This window comes from Pseudomonas sp. B3G-3 (assembly GCF_028640915.1).
GTDB lineage: Bacteria > Pseudomonadota > Gammaproteobacteria > Pseudomonadales > Pseudomonadaceae > Aquipseudomonas > Aquipseudomonas chlororaphis_I.
Window position 1 is genome coordinate 99179 of sequence record NZ_JAQZAB010000061.1, and the last position, 16709, is coordinate 115887.

20 protein-coding genes are annotated in these 16709 nt (G+C 63.6%); 11 read left to right on the plus strand and 9 right to left on the minus strand.

What is annotated here, in order from left to right; translation table 11 throughout:
- The first annotated feature begins 189 nt into the window (after nt 1-189).
- The gene (gene trxB, locus PVZ80_RS03185) at nt 190-1152 is read left to right on the plus strand and encodes a thioredoxin-disulfide reductase (RefSeq protein ID WP_009047019.1); all 963 of its coding nucleotides are present in this window, start codon (nt 190-192) and stop codon (nt 1150-1152) included.
- 161 nt (nt 1153-1313) lie between these two features.
- Here trxB and PVZ80_RS03190 read toward each other — a convergent pair whose 3' ends face one another.
- From PVZ80_RS03190 to PVZ80_RS03215, 6 genes are all read right to left on the minus strand, one after another.
- Nucleotides 1314-1652 carry a HopJ type III effector protein gene (locus PVZ80_RS03190; RefSeq protein ID WP_009047020.1) on the minus strand — a complete coding sequence of 113 codons (339 nt, stop codon included), beginning with the start codon at nt 1650-1652 and terminating at the stop codon, nt 1314-1316.
- The gene (locus PVZ80_RS03195; protein ID WP_009047021.1) at nt 1645-1941 is read right to left on the minus strand and encodes a DUF1244 domain-containing protein; all 297 of its coding nucleotides are present in this window, start codon (nt 1939-1941) and stop codon (nt 1645-1647) included. Before PVZ80_RS03195 ends, PVZ80_RS03190 begins: the two co-directional genes overlap by 8 nt.
- 37 nt (nt 1942-1978) lie before the next feature.
- On the minus strand, nt 1979-2350 hold the full coding sequence (gene folX, locus PVZ80_RS03200; protein WP_007929829.1) for a dihydroneopterin triphosphate 2'-epimerase: 372 nt from the start codon (nt 2348-2350) through the stop codon (nt 1979-1981).
- A 2-nt stretch (nt 2351-2352) separates the two neighbouring features.
- Nucleotides 2353-2913 carry a GTP cyclohydrolase I FolE gene (gene folE, locus PVZ80_RS03205; protein ID WP_273863412.1) on the minus strand — a complete coding sequence of 187 codons (561 nt, stop codon included), beginning with the start codon at nt 2911-2913 and terminating at the stop codon, nt 2353-2355.
- A 21-nt stretch (nt 2914-2934) separates the two neighbouring features.
- Entirely contained in the window at nt 2935-3645 is a 711-nt protein-coding gene (folM, locus tag PVZ80_RS03210; RefSeq protein WP_028681671.1) for a dihydromonapterin reductase, read from the minus strand.
- Between the two features lie 162 nt (nt 3646-3807).
- Complete coding sequence (locus PVZ80_RS03215) at nt 3808-4380, minus strand: antibiotic biosynthesis monooxygenase (protein WP_273863413.1); 573 nt, start codon at nt 4378-4380, stop codon at nt 3808-3810.
- A 213-nt stretch (nt 4381-4593) separates the two neighbouring features.
- Here PVZ80_RS03215 and PVZ80_RS03220 point away from each other — a divergent pair, with 213 nt between their 5' ends.
- Nucleotides 4594-5553, plus strand: coding sequence for a MerR family transcriptional regulator (locus PVZ80_RS03220; protein ID WP_009047025.1), 960 nt, complete (start codon nt 4594-4596; stop codon nt 5551-5553).
- Nucleotides 5554-5583: 30 nt separating this feature from the next.
- On the opposite strand, the gene PVZ80_RS03225 is transcribed toward PVZ80_RS03220, so the two are convergent.
- The gene (locus PVZ80_RS03225; RefSeq protein ID WP_028681672.1) at nt 5584-6189 is read right to left on the minus strand and encodes a hypothetical protein; all 606 of its coding nucleotides are present in this window, start codon (nt 6187-6189) and stop codon (nt 5584-5586) included.
- Nucleotides 6190-6244: 55 nt separating this feature from the next.
- Entirely contained in the window at nt 6245-6718 is a 474-nt protein-coding gene (locus tag PVZ80_RS03230) for a PAS domain-containing protein (RefSeq protein WP_053268226.1), read from the minus strand.
- A 155-nt stretch (nt 6719-6873) separates the two neighbouring features.
- On the opposite strand from PVZ80_RS03230, the gene PVZ80_RS03235 reads away from it, so the two are divergent.
- Complete coding sequence (locus tag PVZ80_RS03235; RefSeq protein ID WP_016701722.1) at nt 6874-7329, plus strand: flavodoxin; 456 nt, start codon at nt 6874-6876, stop codon at nt 7327-7329.
- Here PVZ80_RS03235 and PVZ80_RS03240 read toward each other — a convergent pair.
- Nucleotides 7310-8206, minus strand: coding sequence for a LysR family transcriptional regulator (locus PVZ80_RS03240; protein ID WP_273863414.1), 897 nt, complete (start codon nt 8204-8206; stop codon nt 7310-7312). The genes PVZ80_RS03235 and PVZ80_RS03240 overlap by 20 nt on opposite strands.
- A 110-nt stretch (nt 8207-8316) precedes the next feature.
- Between PVZ80_RS03240 and PVZ80_RS03245 the strand changes: the two genes are divergently transcribed.
- From PVZ80_RS03245 to PVZ80_RS03280, 8 genes are all read left to right on the plus strand, one after another.
- Complete coding sequence (locus PVZ80_RS03245) at nt 8317-8703, plus strand: CidA/LrgA family protein (protein ID WP_016701724.1); 387 nt, start codon at nt 8317-8319, stop codon at nt 8701-8703.
- On the plus strand, nt 8693-9379 hold the full coding sequence (locus PVZ80_RS03250) for an LrgB family protein (RefSeq protein WP_016701725.1): 687 nt from the start codon (nt 8693-8695) through the stop codon (nt 9377-9379). The genes PVZ80_RS03245 and PVZ80_RS03250 overlap by 11 nt, the downstream gene beginning before the upstream one ends.
- A gap of 154 nt (nt 9380-9533) precedes the next feature.
- Nucleotides 9534-10316: a class II aldolase/adducin family protein gene (locus PVZ80_RS03255; protein WP_028681674.1), complete on the plus strand. Its 783-nt coding sequence runs from the start codon at nt 9534-9536 to the stop codon at nt 10314-10316.
- Nucleotides 10316-11218, plus strand: coding sequence for an alpha/beta fold hydrolase (locus tag PVZ80_RS03260; RefSeq protein WP_273863415.1), 903 nt, complete (start codon nt 10316-10318; stop codon nt 11216-11218). Before PVZ80_RS03255 ends, PVZ80_RS03260 begins: the two co-directional genes overlap by 1 nt.
- 212 nt (nt 11219-11430) lie before the next feature.
- Nucleotides 11431-12342 (plus strand): SDR family oxidoreductase, encoded by a 912-nt coding sequence (locus PVZ80_RS03265; protein ID WP_016701727.1) that lies wholly within the window; start codon nt 11431-11433, stop codon nt 12340-12342.
- A 105-nt stretch (nt 12343-12447) separates the two neighbouring features.
- On the plus strand, nt 12448-12807 hold the full coding sequence (locus tag PVZ80_RS03270; RefSeq protein WP_273863416.1) for a hypothetical protein: 360 nt from the start codon (nt 12448-12450) through the stop codon (nt 12805-12807).
- A gap of 588 nt (nt 12808-13395) precedes the next feature.
- Entirely contained in the window at nt 13396-15189 is a 1794-nt protein-coding gene (locus tag PVZ80_RS03275) for a DUF1302 domain-containing protein (RefSeq protein WP_009047036.1), read from the plus strand.
- A gap of 23 nt (nt 15190-15212) precedes the next feature.
- A complete protein-coding gene (locus tag PVZ80_RS03280; protein ID WP_273863417.1) occupies nt 15213-16580 on the plus strand; it encodes a DUF1329 domain-containing protein in 1368 nt (455 codons plus the stop codon).
- Nucleotides 16581-16709: the final 129 nt, after the last annotated feature.

Sequence of the window (16709 nt, forward strand, 5' to 3'; positions counted from 1 at the left end):
AGAGACCTCCTATGAGCTGGATTGTTAAACCGTATTTCCTTAATCTTCGCCCCCTCTATACGCTGCACCCATTATTTTCGGACGGGCGAACCTGAAGCCTTCCCCAAGTGCTTTCGCCGTCCTTTTTTATTCCAGCCGGCAATCCGGCGTTCCGCGCCAGAGATCCGGGCCGGTCGATAGGAGTGAGTCATGTCTGATGTACGTCATTCGCGTGTGATTATTCTCGGTTCCGGCCCTGCCGGTTACAGCGCCGCGGTCTATGCCGCCCGCGCCAACCTGAAGCCGCTGTTGATTACCGGCATGCAGGCCGGCGGTCAGCTGACCACCACCACCGAAGTCGACAACTGGCCGGGCGACGTCCACGGCCTGACCGGCCCGGCGCTGATGGAGCGCATGCGTGAACACGCCGAGCGTTTCGAAACCGAAATCGTCTTCGATCACATCAATGCCGTGGACTTCGCCGCCAAGCCTTACACCCTGACCGGCGACAGCGCGACCTACACCTGCGACGCCCTGATCATCGCCACCGGCGCCAGCGCCCGTTACCTGGGCCTGCCTTCGGAAGAAGCCTTCATGGGCAAAGGTGTGTCGGCCTGCGCGACCTGCGACGGTTTCTTCTATCGCAACAAGCCAGTGGCCGTGGTCGGTGGCGGCAACACCGCTGTCGAAGAAGCCCTGTACCTGGCCAACATCGCCAGCAAGGTCACCCTGATCCACCGTCGCGATACCTTCCGCGCCGAGAAGATCCTGATCGACAAGCTCAATGCCCGGGTTGCCGAAGGCAAGATCGAGCTCAAGCTGAACGCGAACCTGGACGAAGTGCTGGGCGACAACATGGGTGTCACCGGTGCGCGCCTGAAGAACAACGACGGCAGCTTCGACGAGATCAAGGTCGACGGCGTGTTCATCGCCATCGGCCACACCCCGAACACTTCGCTGTTCGAAGGCCAGCTGGAACTCAAGGATGGCTACCTGGTGGTGCAGGGCGGCCGTGAAGGCAACGCCACCGCGACCAGCATCGAAGGCATCTTCGCCGCCGGTGACGTGGCCGACCACGTGTACCGCCAGGCCATCACCTCGGCCGGCGCCGGCTGCATGGCTGCGCTGGACACCGAGCGCTACCTGGACGGCCTGCAGAACGCTTCGTTCTGAGACCGTTGAAATGAAAAAACCGGCCCAGGCCGGTTTTTTTGTATCTGTTGCTTCTATAGGAGCGAGCGGGCGGCGATCCGACTTGCCCGCGATCCAGACAACGCGGTGCTTCAGATAGACCGCATGGTGATCATCGCGGGCAAGCCTCGCTCCTACAGAGATCAGCGGCGCTTGAGTGGCTGCTGCGCGAACTTCACACCCGCCAGGCCATGGGCGATCAGCGCGCGGATATTGCCGTGGTCGCTGCCTTCAGGGGTGGCCAGCACCGAGCGGTAATGCTCGCCGAACGCCAGCAGCGCTTCTTCGTCGCTCAAGCCTTCCAGCAGGGCCAGGCCCAGGGTCTTGCACGAACCTTCGTTCTGCCCGGCGGCGTTCTCCACGCCGCCGTTGTCGAAGGCCTGTGGCTGGTAGTCGTAGCCAGCGGCGATAAAGGCCAGGGTGTCGGCGAAGACGTGCTCGCCGCTCTTGAGGCTGGCGCGCAGGGTGTTCAGGTCAGTCATGGGGTTTTCCTTTGGCGAACGCCGCTTGCTGCTCGGCGCTGGCTTCTTTCTGGTAGAGAGTCTTCCACTCGGCGTAGGGCATGCCATACACCACTTCACGGGCGTCATCGAGGCTGACCTCGATCTGGCGCTCGTCGGCCTCGGCCTTGTACCACTTGGACAGGCAGTTGCGGCAGAAGCCGGCGAGGTTCATCAGGTCGATGTTCTGCACGTCCTTGCGGCTGTCCAGGTGCGCGACCAGGCGGCGGAAGGCGGCGGCTTCGAGTTCCAGGCGTTGTTGCTCGGTCATGTTCGGCTCTGTGCGATCAAATGTGGCGCGGATGATATCAGCGGCTGGCCGCGAGGGTGATCGACACCGACTCGGCGAAACGCAGGGCGTGGGGTTTGTCGACCTCGACCTCGGCGTACAGCACCGATTCGTTGGCCATGATCAGATCGAGGATCTCCTGGGTCAGGCGCTCGAGCAGGGCAAAGCGGTTGCCCTCCACGTGGGCGATGATCGCCTTGGTGATGGTGCGGTAGTTCAGCGCATGGTCGATGTCGTTGTCGCGCACGGCTTCCTGCGCGGCATACAGGATGGTCAGGTTGATCAGCACATCCTGCTTGTTGAGGATCTCGTCCTCGTTGATTCCGATGAAGGTCCGCAGGCACAGGTCCTTGACCCGGATGCGAGCCATTCCTGGCTGAAGTTGTGGCATTGCTACTTGCTCCGTCCGATCAATTGCAGGAATTCCTGGCGCGTGGTGCTCGACTCGCGAAAGACGCCGAGCATCACCGAGGTGTGCATGGTCGAGTTCTGCTTCTCGACGCCGCGCATCATCATGCACATGTGCTGGGCTTCGATGACCACCGCGACGCCGGCGGCCTGGGTCACCCGCTGCACCGCGTCGGCGATTTCCCGCGTGAGGTTTTCCTGGATCTGCAGGCGGCGGGCGAACATGTCGACGATCCGGGCGATCTTCGACAGGCCCAGCACCTTGCCGGTGGGAATATAAGCCACATGGGCCTTGCCGATGAAGGGCAGCAGGTGATGTTCGCACAGCGAATAGAGCTCGATGTCGGCGACTATGACCATTTCATCGTTGTCGGAGGCGAACAGCGCGCCATTGACCACCTCGTCCACCGACTGGCTGTAGCCATGACACAGGTACTGCATGGCCTTGGCCGCGCATTGCGGGGTGTCGAGCAGACCTTCGCGCTCGGGGTCTTCGCCGAGATCCTTGAGGATCTCGCGGTAATGCTGGGGCAGGGAAAGCGTCATGTAACGTCCTCGCGGGAAGCCTTACTTGAGGTGCCGCCCGCCGTTGACGGTCAGGGTAGTGCCGGTGACATAAGGGTTGTCGAGCAGATAACGCAGGCTCTGGTAGATCACTTCGCAACCGGGCTCGATGCCCAGGGCGGACTTGGCCAGGGCCTTGGCGCGGTAGGCCGCGTCGTCGTCGGGATTGAACATTAACAGAGCCGGGGCGATGCCGTTGACCTTGATCGTCGGGGCATATTTCGCCGCGAAGGACAGGGTCAGGCTGTCGAGGCCGGCCTTGGTGGCGCAGTAGGCAATGTGCTTGCTGCTGCCGCGGCGGGTGACGTCGTCGCCGATATGCACAATGTCGGCGGGGCTTGCGCGTCGCAGCAGGTCGGCGCAATGCAGATTGATCAGGTAGGGCGCGAGCATGTGCACGCTGAACATGTCGACGAAGGCCGCGCTTTCCTGGCCGGGTGTTTCCTCCAGCCATTGCGAGGCGTTGTGCACGATCGCCCGCAGGCTGTCGGTGTGCTCGTGCAATTGGCTGATGAAGGCCTGGATCCCGGCTTCGCTGGAGAAGTCGGCGAACAGGGCCATCGCGCCACGCTCGCGCAAGGCCTGCACGCCCGGGCGCTCGGTGCGGTAGCTGATGATCACCCGATGACCGTCTTCCAGCAGGCGCAACGCGCAATGCAGGCCGACACGCTGGCCGGCGCCGGTGATCAGGATCGGGGCAGGGGAAGTAGTCATGAACGGCTCGCGTCGCAGGTAGAGCAAAACTATACCAGCGCCGGGCGGGGTTCGCCCAAGCCGCTGCAGGAGCGAGCGGACGGCGATTCGACTTGCCCGCGATGATGGCGCCGCGGTCTGTCTGGCAGACCGCGTTATCGCTCATCGCCGGCGAGTCGGCTGCTACAGGTGGCTCTGTGGGGACGGTGCTGTCGGCAGCGGACGGGCTGGCGTGCTGTTCAACCATCCGGACAACAGGCGGGTGGACAGCGGAATGAACCAGTAGACCATCAGCGGCGTCAGGGCCAGGGTGCTGACGAGCACCCGCGGCACCAGGCTGAGTTCACCCAGCAGCGGGTTGAGGATAAAGTTGAAGATCAGCGACACCGGGAAGAAGGCCAGCCAGATGGCCACCGCCTGTTTCCAGCGGGGTGGACGCTGGTCGGCCGCGCCGAACCAGCCGTCTATGCCGCTGACCCGGTGTTCATGGGGATGGGCGAACAGGTCGCTGCCGCGGGCCAGCCAGGCCGTGCGCGAGGCGGAGTGTTCCCAGACGTGCAGGGTCTGCTCGTCGGCGAAGCGGAAGATGATCTGGAATTCGTCATCGTCGGGCGGCGGGGCGAGCACGCCGGAGCCGAGATAACCGGGGAAGTCGGTGGCCAATTGTTCGCCTTCGCGCAGCCAGGCGATCAGGTCCTGGTAACGGCCATCGGCGACACGCCGGGCGACCATCAGGGTGACGGGTGAGGTAGACATTATGTATCTCCGTAAAACCAATGCGTTGCCTGGGTAAGGCAGTACGCCGGACGCAGCTGCGGGGTATTGGGCTGCGTCTTGGAAGCAAGCAAGGATTATTCCTGATTGTGACAAATACACCAGAGGCAGCGGTCGCTTTGCCCTGTGTTGAAGAACTGTCACCGATGGGGAGTAGAATGGCCGTCACTTTATCCATCGGTGTTTTCTGCCCAGATGCCCGTCATTACTGAACTTGCCCGCCCGACACAGCCCCTCGACCAGCCCTCGCAGGACGATCTGTTTCCGATCCGGGAAGTTTCACGGCTCACGGGGATCAACCCGGTGACCCTGCGGGCCTGGGAGCGTCGTTATGGCTTGATCCAGCCGACACGCACCGAAAGTGGGCATCGTCTGTATTCGATGCACGATGTCGAGACCGTCCGCGAGATCCTCGGCTGGATCGATCGTGGTGTCGCGGTCAGCAAGGTCGGCAAGATCCTCGCCAAGACCCGGGCCGCCCGCGAGGCGCCACAGGCCATGCCGGGCGACAGCGAATCGGGCGATTACCTGCAGTGGCAGGGGCAGCTCAAGCGGGCGGTTGGCGAATTCGACGAGCCGTACCTGGAGCGGCTGTACGGCCAGATCTTCTCCAGCTATTCGCTGTCGGTGGTGTTCCAGGACATTCTCATGCCGTTCTGGCGGCAGCTGGCGCAGCACCAGGAACCTTACGGCCACACCAGCGAATGGCTGTTCTTCGATCAATTCCTGCGTTCGCGGATCTCCCAGCGCCTGCTGTTGCAGCGCGGCAGCCAGCCGCGCCCGGTGCTGCTGGCGGCGCTTGCCGGGCAATGCCGGGAGCTGGAGTTGCTGGTGGCGGCGCTGATGCTTGGCAGTGCTGAAGTGGAAGTGCGGGTGCTGGCGCTGGGGCAGCCGTTCGATGAGCTGACCCTGGTCTGCGAGAAGATCAAACCCCAGGCACTGGTGCTGTTTTCCAATCACGCCCCGGCGCCAGAGCTGCCTCGACGCTTGAACCGCCTGGCGCTGACCCTGGAGTGTCCGCTGATGCTGGCGGGAGATGTCGCCGAGTTGGCCCAGGACAGCCTGAGCGCTTCGCCGGTGGGCTGCCTGGGGAGTGACGGACGTTTGATGATGCAGCGCCTGCGGCAGTTTCTCAGCGGCACGCTCGATACCTGAGTTCATACCCAGGCAGAGAAACGCGCGACTTCAGACGTGCAGGTTGGGGTGTGCCAGGCGGTGCTGCTGCAGGATGAACTGGCGCAGGCGCTCGGTTTCATCCTTGTCGCTCTGGTTCAACCGATAGGCATAGAAGCCTGCCTCGGTCTGGCGTTCGAGGCGGCCGCGCAGGGCGATGCGCTCGTAGCCCGACGGGCTGAACCACTGGGCGAACTGCTTCGGCGCTTTGGCCCGGTTGCGGATCTCCAGCAACACGCTGTTGAACGACACCTCATGCACCCACAGCGCAGTGGGCTGCCCCTTGGCGTTTTCCAGGGCCACCGGCTCCGCCAGCGTCAGGCGCCATGGGCGGACCCTCGGCCCGTCCTCGAAGATGCTCGGCACGCCCAGGCGCAGATGCAGGGCGTGGAATTCGTCCTCCACCAGATGCAGGGGAAAGGTTATCTGCTGGTTTTCAAAGTGCGCCTGGATGGTCACTTGCTCGTTGGCCGCCAGGCGGGTGAGCAAGTCGCGGATCTGTGAGCCCCCGTTGACCAGCAGGCTCGAGTTCGCATCCCGCACGTTGAGTTGCGGGTTGTGCTGCATGGTCTGAATGAAGTCCAGTTCATCCTGGGTGAGGAGAGCGTCACGGCGCATGATGTTGCTCGAAGGAGAAAGTGACAAAATCATTGGTGATTAAGCGTACTGACAACTAATTCGACATCTTGTTAGCGCCATTCGTCGCCTGGTAATCGGCGAGTTTCGCGCGGGTTTCGGCCAGCTCCTTTTCCACCTGCGCCAGCCGTTGCTGGGCCTTGATCTGGACCGTCACATCTTTCTGCACACCGACAAAATAGGTCAGTTGGTCGCTTTCGTTGAACACCGGGGTGATCGACAGCTCGTTCCAGAAGTGACTGCCGTCCTTGCGGTAGTTGCGCAGTACCTGGCGGCAGGGCTGGCCGCTATCCAGGGCCTGGCGAATCAGCGGGATTCCCGGTTGGTCACGGTCGCCCGACTGGAGAAAGCGGCAGTCCTGATACAGCACCTCGTCGGCGCTGTAGCCGGTGAGGCGTTCGAACGCCGGGTTCACGTAGATGATGATGTTGTCTTCGCCTTCCTGTTCGGCAACGACGATCCCGTCGTTGGAGGCGTTGATCACCAGTTGCAGCAGGTGGGCGTTGATCATCGGGAGCTTCCGCAAGCGATCGGCAAGTGGCGGCAATTCTAAGACATGGCGCGAAGCTGTCCACTGGCCATTATGGGTAAATCGCGCTACAAGGCTGGATTTTATCGCGCAGCTGCTAATATCCCAGCCTTTTACTCAGCTTCAGGATCAGATTGATGAAAGTCGCCATCCTTTCCGGCTCGGTGTACGGCACGGCTGAAGAAGTCGCCCGGCACGCCGCCAAACTCCTCAATGCCGCAGGTTTCGAGGCCTGGCACAACCCGCGCGCGACCCTCGCGGACGTCCAGGCGTTCGGCCCCGAGGCCTTCCTGGCCGTGACCTCGACCACCGGCATGGGCGAGCTGCCGGACAACCTGCTGCCGCTGTATTCGGCCATTCGCGATCAACTGCCGGCGGCCTGGCGCGGTTTGCCCGGCGCGGTGATCGGCCTGGGCGATTCGAGCTATGGCGACACCTTCTGCGGCGGTGGCGAGCAGATGCGCGAGTTGTTCGCCGAACTGGGCGTGCGGGAAGTGCTGGAAATGCTGCGCCTGGACGCCAGCGAAAGCGTGACCCCGGAAACCGACGCCGAGCCTTGGCTGGCCGAGCTGATCAGCGCTCTGCGCGGCTGACCGGACGCTCGCGCAGCAGCGCCAGCCAGGCTTGCGCGGCCTTGGACAGATAGGCGCCCTGACGCCAGATGAAGGCGATGTCCCAACGCAGGTAGTCGGGCGCTTTCAGCGTCAGGCGCACCACGCCGGGCCGGACCAGGCCGCGCGCCACCACGCTGGGCAACAGCACCACGCCTTGCCCGGCGGCCACCAGGGCGGCGAGAAAGTCCGCCTGGCCGCTGCGCCCGCCTTCCTTCGGGGTGAACCCCACCTGCTGACAGGCCTGCAACAGCCGGTCGTTGAGCACGAAACTGCGCTGATAAAGCAGGAACGGCGTGTCCGCCAGTTCCTCCAGGCGCACCTGGGCGTTCATAGCCAGCGGATGATCGGCCGGTAGCAAGGCGTCCAGCGGTTCGTCGCAGAACGGCTGGTAGGCGAAGGTCGGATCCTTGGGCGTCAGGCTGCCGCCGATCTCCAGTTCCCCATTGAGCACTGCCTGCTCGATATTCAGGCTGCCGCCTTCCAGCAGCTGCACGCTGATGTTCGGGTAGCGTCGGCGGTACTCGGCGAACAGGCTGGCGAACAGTGCGTCGCTGCCCAGCAGGGGCAGGCCCAGGCGCAATTCCCCGCGGGCCAACTGGCTCAGGTCATCGAGCTCGCTGAGCAGCTCATTGCGCAGGCGCAGCATGCCCTCGGCGCGTTGCAGCACCACGCTGCCGGCGGCGGTGAGGTGAATGTGCGAGCCCTGGCGATCTAGCAATGGCGTGCCCAGGCTCTGCTCCAGCTGGGCGATCTGCTTGCTCACCGCCGACTGGCTGATATGCAGGGTCTTGGCGGCCTGGGTGAAGCCGCCCTGGTGAATCACTTCGACAAAGCTGCGCAGCTGTTTGAAATCCATGTTTTGGGTCCGTGTTCTGAATTCCATTCTGGAATGGCTTCCAGTCTAACAATTCGCTTCGGTGATGGCAGGCGCTTGCCTAAAATGCAGGCCTGCGAGGACCGAATTCCATGAACGCTTCCACCTTGAAACACCTGGGTCGCCTGTTATCCGAACTGGCGGTGTTGCTGGCTATTTATCTGTTCGGCTGCCAGCTGGCCGGGTGGCTGGCGTGGCCGATTCCTGGCGGGGTGGTCGGGCTGGCCCTGCTGTTGCTGGCGTTCGCCCTGGGCTGGATCAAGCCGGCGGCATTGCAGATGGGCGCGGGCCTGCTGATGGCCGAGATGCTGCTGTTCTTCATTCCGGCGCTGATGAGCCTGCTGGACTACGGCGGCCTGCTGCGCCAGGACGGCTGGCGGATCCTGTTGGTAATCGGCGTCAGTACGCTGATGGTGATGCTGGTCACCGCGTTCACGGTGGAATGGGTGTGCCGCTGGAGAATGCGCCATGACGCTTGAACCCATGCCGATGTTCTGGCTGCTGCTGACACTCGCGGCCTATCTGTTCAGTCGCTGGATCTACCGGCGCACCGGGCGCTACCTGCTGTCGCCGCTGATCCTGGTGCCGGCCCTGTTGCTGGCGATCGCTGTGCCGCTGCACACCGCCTATGCCGAATACTCCGCCAACACCCACTGGCTGATGCTGGTGCTGGGACCGGTCACCGTGGCCTTCGCGGTGCCGATCTGGCAGCAGCGGCAACTGCTGATACGCCATTGGCCGGCATTGCTGCTGGGCATGCTGGCGGGCAGCGCGGCGTCCATCGCCAGCTCCTTCGGACTGGCGCGGGTGCTGGCCCTGGACAGCTCGGTGACTATGTCCCTGGTGCCGCGTTCGATCACCACGCCCTTCGCCATGCCGCTGGCCCATGACCTGGGCGGCGTACCCGAACTGACGGCGGTGTTCGTGATGTTCACCGGGGTGTTCGGCGCCATGCTCGGCGGTGTCCTGCTCAAGTGGCTGCCGCTGCGCAGCGCCCTGGCTCGCGGTGCGTTGTTTGGGGTCGGCGCCCACGGCGCCGGGGTCAGCCGCGCCCATGAAGTCGGCGGTGAAGAGGGCTCGGTGGCGGGGCTGGTGATGGTTCTCACCGGCCTGCTGAACCTGTTCGCCGCCCCTTTATTGGCGTCGTTGCTTTGACGTTTGACCTGTGCCGATTGGAACTAAAATGACCACTGACTCGCTCGGTCAGTAAGCTGGCTGCAAAGGCAACTACCTGAACCCGAGGGGCTGACTAGACTGACTCCACGTCCGAAAAAATAATAAAAAAACTGCCGTCACTGAGGTCCTTGCCGTGAGCCTATCCTCCGTTCCGTCGACATCGAGTGTGAAAGACCAGGTCAGCGCCGCCGAATGGCAGACCCGCGTCGATCTGGCCGCCTGCTATCGCCTGGTGGCGATGCATGGCTGGGACGATCTGATCTTCACCCACATCTCCGCCAAGGTCCCTGGCACCGAAGATTTCCTGATCAACCCGTTCGGCCTGATGTTCCATGAGATCAGCGCCTCCAGCCTGGTGAAGGTCGACCAGGCCGGCAACAAGCTGATGGACAGCCCCTACGAGATCAATCCCGCCGGCTACACCATCCACAGCGCCGTGCACGAAGTGCGGCACGATGTGGCCTGTGTGCTGCACACCCACACCGCGGCCGGGGTCGCGGTGTCCGCACAACAGCAGGGGGTGTTGCCCATCAGCCAGCAGTCGCTGTTCGTGCTGTCGAGCCTGGCCTATCACGCCTATGAAGGCGTGGCCCTGAACCACGAGGAAAAGGCCCGGCTGCAGGCCGACCTCGGCGACAGCAATTTCCTCATGCTGCACAACCACGGTCTGCTGACCTGTGGTGGCACCATCGCCGACACCTTCCTGATGATGTTCACCTTCCAGCGCGCCTGCGAGATCCAGGTGCTGGCGCAGAACGGTGCGGCGCAATTGATCGCCATCGAGCCGCAGATTCTGGCCGGGGCCAAGGCGATGATCGCCGGGGTCACCAAAAGCGCTCAAGGCATGGGCGGCGCGCTGGCATGGCCGGCACTGCTGCGCAAACTCGATAAACACGACGCGGGTTATAAACTCTGATGCCTATGGCCGAGATTCCTCTGTGCGTGTGGCGCAAGCGCGGACATAGCTTCGCGTTTCGCGGCCATGCCATTCGCTACTGGACCGCGGGGCAGGGCGAGCCACTGCTGCTGATCCATGGTTTTCCCACCGCCGCCTGGGACTGGCACTACCTGTGGCAACCCCTGGCCCAGCGCTATCGAGTGATCGCCTGCGACATGCTGGGGTTTGGCGATTCGGCCAAGCCGCGGAACCACGAGTACAGCCTGCTGGAGCAGGCGGACCTGCAACAGGCCTTGCTCGAGCACCTGGGGGTCGATACCCCCGTGCACCTGCTGGCCCACGATTATGGCGACAGCGTCGCCCAGGAAATGCTCGCCCGGCACTACGAAGAGCGCTGCGACATTGCCAGCTGTGTGTTCCTCAATGGCGGCCTGTTCCCGGAAACCCATCGTCCGGTGCTGACGCAGAAGCTGCTGCTCAGCCCGCTGGGCTGGATGCTCGGCCGCGTCTTCAGCCGTGAGGGCCTGGCCAAGAGCTTCGCCCAGATCTTCGGCCCGCAGACCCGGCCCAGCGAAAGCGTGCTGGATGACTTCTGGAGCCTGGTGGAGGCCAATAACGGCCCGCGGATCCTGCACAAGCTGATCGGCTACATTCCCGAGCGCCGGGTGCAGCGCGACCGCTGGGTGAGTGCGATGCAGCGCGGCGACGTGCCGCTGCGGGTGATCGACGGCGCGGTGGATCCGATTTCCGGGGCGCACATGGTCGAGCGTTACTGCGAACTGATCCCTGCCCCGGATACCGTGCTGCTGGCCGGTATCGGTCACTACCCGCAGACCGAAGCCCCGGTCCAGGTGCTCAAGCACTATCTGGCCTTTCGCGACAGCCTGGAGTTTCCACCGCGCAAACTGGCCTGTTCCTGAGACACCCGCTGTCCGCAGCTATCGCGATGCTGCGAACTTGGCCTGTGCACGCCAGGCCCTGATACGCCCCACACCGTCGTTACCCCTCGATCATCCCCCTGCCTTATTGCGCACCATTCAGCTCCAGCCGTGTTTATTGTGACCGCCAGCCGCGTGCCTGAGACTCGAAGTCGTTGTCCGTCTGTTGTCCATCTGGCCTGTGGGAGTTCGGTATGAGTGAGTCTGTACGCTTCGAGAATAAAGTCGTGATCGTCACCGGTGCCGGCGGCGGTCTGGGGCAGGCTCATGCATTGCTGTTCGCCAGGCACGGGGCGAAGGTCCTGGTCAACGACCTGGGTGGCTCGACCCAGGGCGAGGGCGCCAATGCCTCGGCGGCGGACCGGGTGGTGGCGCAGATCCGCGAAGCCGGCGGCATCGCCGAGGCCAACCATGACTCGGTGACCGACGGCGACAAGATCGTGCAGAACGCCCTGGATGCCTTCGGCCGGGTGGATGTGGTGGTGAACAACGCCGGCATCCTGCGCGACAAGACCTTCCACAAGATGGAAGACGCCGATTGGGACCTGGTGTACCGCGTCCACGTCGAAGGCGCCTACAAGGTGACCCGCGCCGCCTGGCCGCACATGCGCGAGCAGGGTTATGGCCGGGTGATCTTCACCGCGTCCACGTCCGGCATCTACGGCAACTTCGGCCAGTCCAACTACGGCATGGCCAAGCTCGGCCTCTACGGCCTGACCCGCACCCTGGCCATCGAAGGCCGCAAGAACAACATCCTGGTCAACGCCATCGCACCGACCGGCGGCACGCGGATGACCGAAGGGCTGATCCCGCCGCAGGTGTTCGAGCAACTCAAGCCGGAGCTGGTCAGCCCGCTGGTGGTGTACCTGGGCAGCGAGAACTGCCAGGAGACCTCCGGCCTGTTCGAGGTCGGCGGCGGCTGGATGGGCAAGGTGCGCTGGGAGCGCAGCCTGGGCCTGGGCTTCGATCCGCGCGAAGGTTTCTCCCCGGAAGATGTCGCCGCACACTGGCAGCAGATCTGCGACTTCGAAGGCGCGGTGCACCCCAAGGACAATATCGAAGCCTTGAGAGAGATGATGCAGAACCTGCAGAAATACACGATCTGAAGCAGCCCTCCGGCCGACCCGTACAGCCGCGGCCCGCGCGGCTGTACGCCTGATGTGTGGGTCACTATGCTCGTCGAACATCGACCGCATAAGGACACGCAGCCCATGTACGAATCCAAGACCCAGCCGCTGTTATCGCGCCTGTTGTTTCTGCGCCGCTTGTTTCTGCACGTCCTGGCCACCCTGGGCCTGATCGGCGTCTCGCTGTTGCTGGGGATTGCCGGGCATCTGTATTTCGAGCCGGGTGTCAGCGGCTACGACGCCCTGTTCAACGCCGCGATGATGCTCGGCGGTATCGGGCTCGCGGCCATGCCCGCCACGGCGGGGGGCAAGCTGTTCTTCGCCAGCTACGGCCTCTATTATACCAACCTGGTGTTCGTTGCCGCCTTCGGCCTGATCCTGGCGCCGGTGGCCCATCGTCTGTTGCATCGCTTCCACTGCGAACCCGACGAGCCCAAAGGCTGAAATGCCCCCCCTGTAGGAGCGAGCTTGCTCGCGATAGCCGCAAAGCGGCGCTCCATCAGCCACACCGCATCATCGTTGAGGTTCTTCGCGAGCAAGCTCGCTCCTACAGAAAACTGTGGGCATAAAAAAGGCCGCTGCAAGGCAGCGGCCGAAGGAAGACGTTAGATCAAGGAGCAACAAATCAACGTCAGTGAACACCCGGTGAAGATCTGAATATCCTTGCTTCAAACCTTCTGAATCCTCTTGCCCCAAGGTGGCGTGATCACACCTCTGGGCGACTCTGCGTGGCTGTTTGCCGTGAGAGCGAGGCCAGAATAAGGGCTGGCCGCTCAATGAAAAATAGCGATTGTGGACAAGGACTGTTACAGCCTGGGCAATAGTAGTGCACGCCGTGCGGACATGCCCTGCAAGTGCGCAATCCATCCACCTGATACCCGTCCATCCAGCCCGTCGATGCACCGCGCAAAGGCCCGGCTGGCGGGGGCATTCATCCTTTCGGGCGACAGCGCGAATACCTCCTTGGTGCGCTTATCGCTCCCGTGCCCCGGCAGTAGGGTGAGGCCTTCTGTCACTCACCGGGGAAGACGCATGACAAAAACAACAATGCGCGCCATCTTCACACCGCGGACGCTGGCCGTCGCGGTGGCCTTGGGGGGCTGCGCCCAGGCGCAGGCCGTTTCATTCAACATCGGGGAGATCGAGGGGCAGTTCGATTCTTCGCTGTCCATCGGCGCCAGCTGGGGCATGCGCGATGCCGACAAGGACCTGGTGGGTGTCTCCAACGGCGGTCGCGGGCAGTCCTCCACTGGCGACGACGGGCGCCTGAACTTCAAGAAGGGCGAGACCTTCTCGAAGATCTTCAAGGGCATCCACGACCTTGAATTGAAATACGGCGACACCGGCGTCTTCGTCCGGGGCAAATACTGGTACGACTTCGAACTCAAGGACGAAGACCGCGAGTTCAAGCCCATCAGCGACCACAACCGCAAGGAGGGCGCCAAGTCGTCCGGCGGGCAGATCCTCGACGCCTTCATCTATCACAACTATTCCATCGCCGACCTGCCGGGCACCGTGCGCGCCGGCAAGCAGGTGGTCAGCTGGGGCGAGAGCACCTTCATCGGCAACTCGATCAACAGCATCAACCCGATCGACGTGTCCGCTTTCCGTCGTCCTGGCGCGGAGATCAAGGAAGGCCTGATCCCGGTGAACATGCTGTTCGCTTCCCAAGGCCTGACCGACCAGCTGACCGTGGAAGGTTTCTATCAGCTGGAGTGGGACCAGACCGTGGTCGACAACTGCGGCACCTTCTTCGGCAACGATGTGGTGGCGGACGGCTGCACCACGGGATACACCGTCGGCAGCCCGGCGATCCGGCCGCTGCAACCGATTGCCGCGGCGTTCGGCCAGGGCTTCACCGTGGCCCCCGAAGGCGTGGTGATCGGCCGCGCCGGCGACCGCGATGCCCGCGACTCCGGGCAGTGGGGCACCGCTTTGCGCTGGCTGGGCGACGACACCGAGTACGGCCTGTACTTCATGAACTACCACGCGCGCACCCCGACGGTCGGCACCATCACCGCCGGCAGCAGCACCCTGGCGAGCATCCCGGGGATCGTCAGCAGCGCCAACAGGATCGCTCCGGGCACCGGTTCGGCCCTGGCCCAGAGCGTGATGCTCGGGCGCGGCCAGTACTACCTCGAATACCCGGAAGACATCCGCCTGTACGGCGCCAGCTTCTCCACCACGCTGCCCACCGGCACCGCCTGGACCGGCGAGATCAGCTACCGGCCCAACGCCCCGGTGCAGGTCAACACCAACGACTTGACCCTGGCCCTGGTCAACCCGATCGCCGGTGGCCTGGCGTCGCCGGTGCGGACCTCGGCGGGGGCCGACAACACCGGTTATCGGCGCAAGGAAATCACCCAGGTCCAGAGCACCCTGACCCAGTTCTTCGATCAGGTGCTGGGCGCCGACCGCCTGACCCTGGTGGGCGAGGCGGCCATCGTGCATGTCGGTGGCCTGGAGTCGAAAAGCCAGCTGCGCTACGGCCGCGACTCGGTCTACGGCCAGTACGGTTTCGGCGGCGATACCGACGGTTTCGTCACGGCCACGTCCTGGGGTTATCGCGCCCGGGCGATCCTCGACTACAACAACCTGATCGCCGGGATCAACCTCAAGCCCAACCTGTCCTGGTCCCACGACGTCAACGGCTACGGGCCCAACGGCCTGTTCAACGAAGGCGCCAAGGCGGTGAGCCTCGGGGTCGATGCCGACTACCGCAACACCTATACCGCCAGCCTCAGTTACACCGACTTTTTCGGCGGCGACTACAACACCCTCAAAGACCGCGACTTCCTCGCGTTGAGCTTTGGCGTGAACTTCTGACCCGACCCAGGAAGGACAACTTTATGCGCAAGACGATTTTGCAATGCGGTGCCCTGGCCTTGACCCTGCTGGCGGCCAACGTGATGGCGGCGGTCACCCCGCAGGAAGCGGACAAGCTCGGCACCAGCCTGACCCCGCTCGGTGCCCAGAAGGCCGGCAATGCCGACGGCTCGATCCCGGCCTGGACCGGCGGCATCGGCAAGAACGCCGGGGCGGTGGACGCCAAGGGCTTCCTCGCCGACCCGTTCGCCAGCGAAAAGCCGCTGTTCACCATCACCGCGGCCACTGTCGACAAGTACAAGGACAAGCTCTCCGACGGCCAGGTGGCGATGTTCAAGCGCTACCCGGAAACCTACAAGATCCCGGTCTACCCGACCCATCGCACGGTCGGCCTGCCGGCGGACATCTACGAGTCGGCCAAGCGCAGCGCGCTGAATGTCACCTCGATCAACGAAGGCAACGGCCTGGCCAACTTCACCGGCAACCGCTACTACGCCTTCCCGATTCCGAAGACCGGTGTGGAAGTGTTGTGGAACCACACCACCCGTTATCGCGGCGGCAACCTGCGCCGGATCATCACCCAGGCCACGCCACAGACCAACGGCAGCTACACGCCGATCCGCTTCGAGGAAGAAGTGGCGGTGCCGCAGCAGATCCCGGACCTGGACCCGGAAAAAGGCGCCAACGTGCTGACCTTCTTCAAGCAGGCGGTGACCGCTCCGGCGCGCCTGGCCGGCAACGTGCTGCTGGTGCACGAAACCCTCGACCAGGTGAAGGAGCCGCGCCTGGCGTGGATCTACAACGCCGGTCAGCGCCGGGTGCGCCGCGCCCCGCAAGTGGCCTACGACGGGCCGGGCACCGCCGCCGACGGCCTGCGCACCTCGGACAACTTCGACATGTTCTCCGGCGCGCCGGACCGCTACGACTGGAAGCTGGTGGGCAAGAAGGAGATGTACATCCCCTACAACAGCTACAAGCTGGATTCGCCGAGCCTCAAGTACGACGACATCATCAAGGCCGGGCATATCAACCAGGACCTGACCCGCTACGAGCTGCACCGGGTCTGGGAGGTGATCGGCACGGTCAAGCCCAGCGAGCGGCATATCTATGCCAAGCGCCACATGTACATCGACGAAGACAGCTGGCAGGTGGCGCTGGTGGATCACTACGACGGTCGCGGCCAGCTGTGGCGGGTGGCCGAAGGGCATGCGCAGTTCTATTACAACGCCCAGGTGCCGGCCTACACCCTCGAAGCGCTGTACGACATCATCGCCGGGCGCTACATCGCCCTGGGGATGAAGAACGAAGAGAAGCACAGCTTCGAGTTCGGCTTCGCCGCCAAGGCCGCCGACTACACCCCGGCCGCCCTGCGCGCAGCCGGCGTGCGGTAAGGCCCGGGATACAAACGATGGCAAAAGGCGACCGATCGGTCGCCTTTTTTATGGGCGCGGATCAGCGCGCTGAATACTTCTCAACAAGCACCGGCGACAAGGCTAGGGTGAGGGCACGCAGGCTAAAAC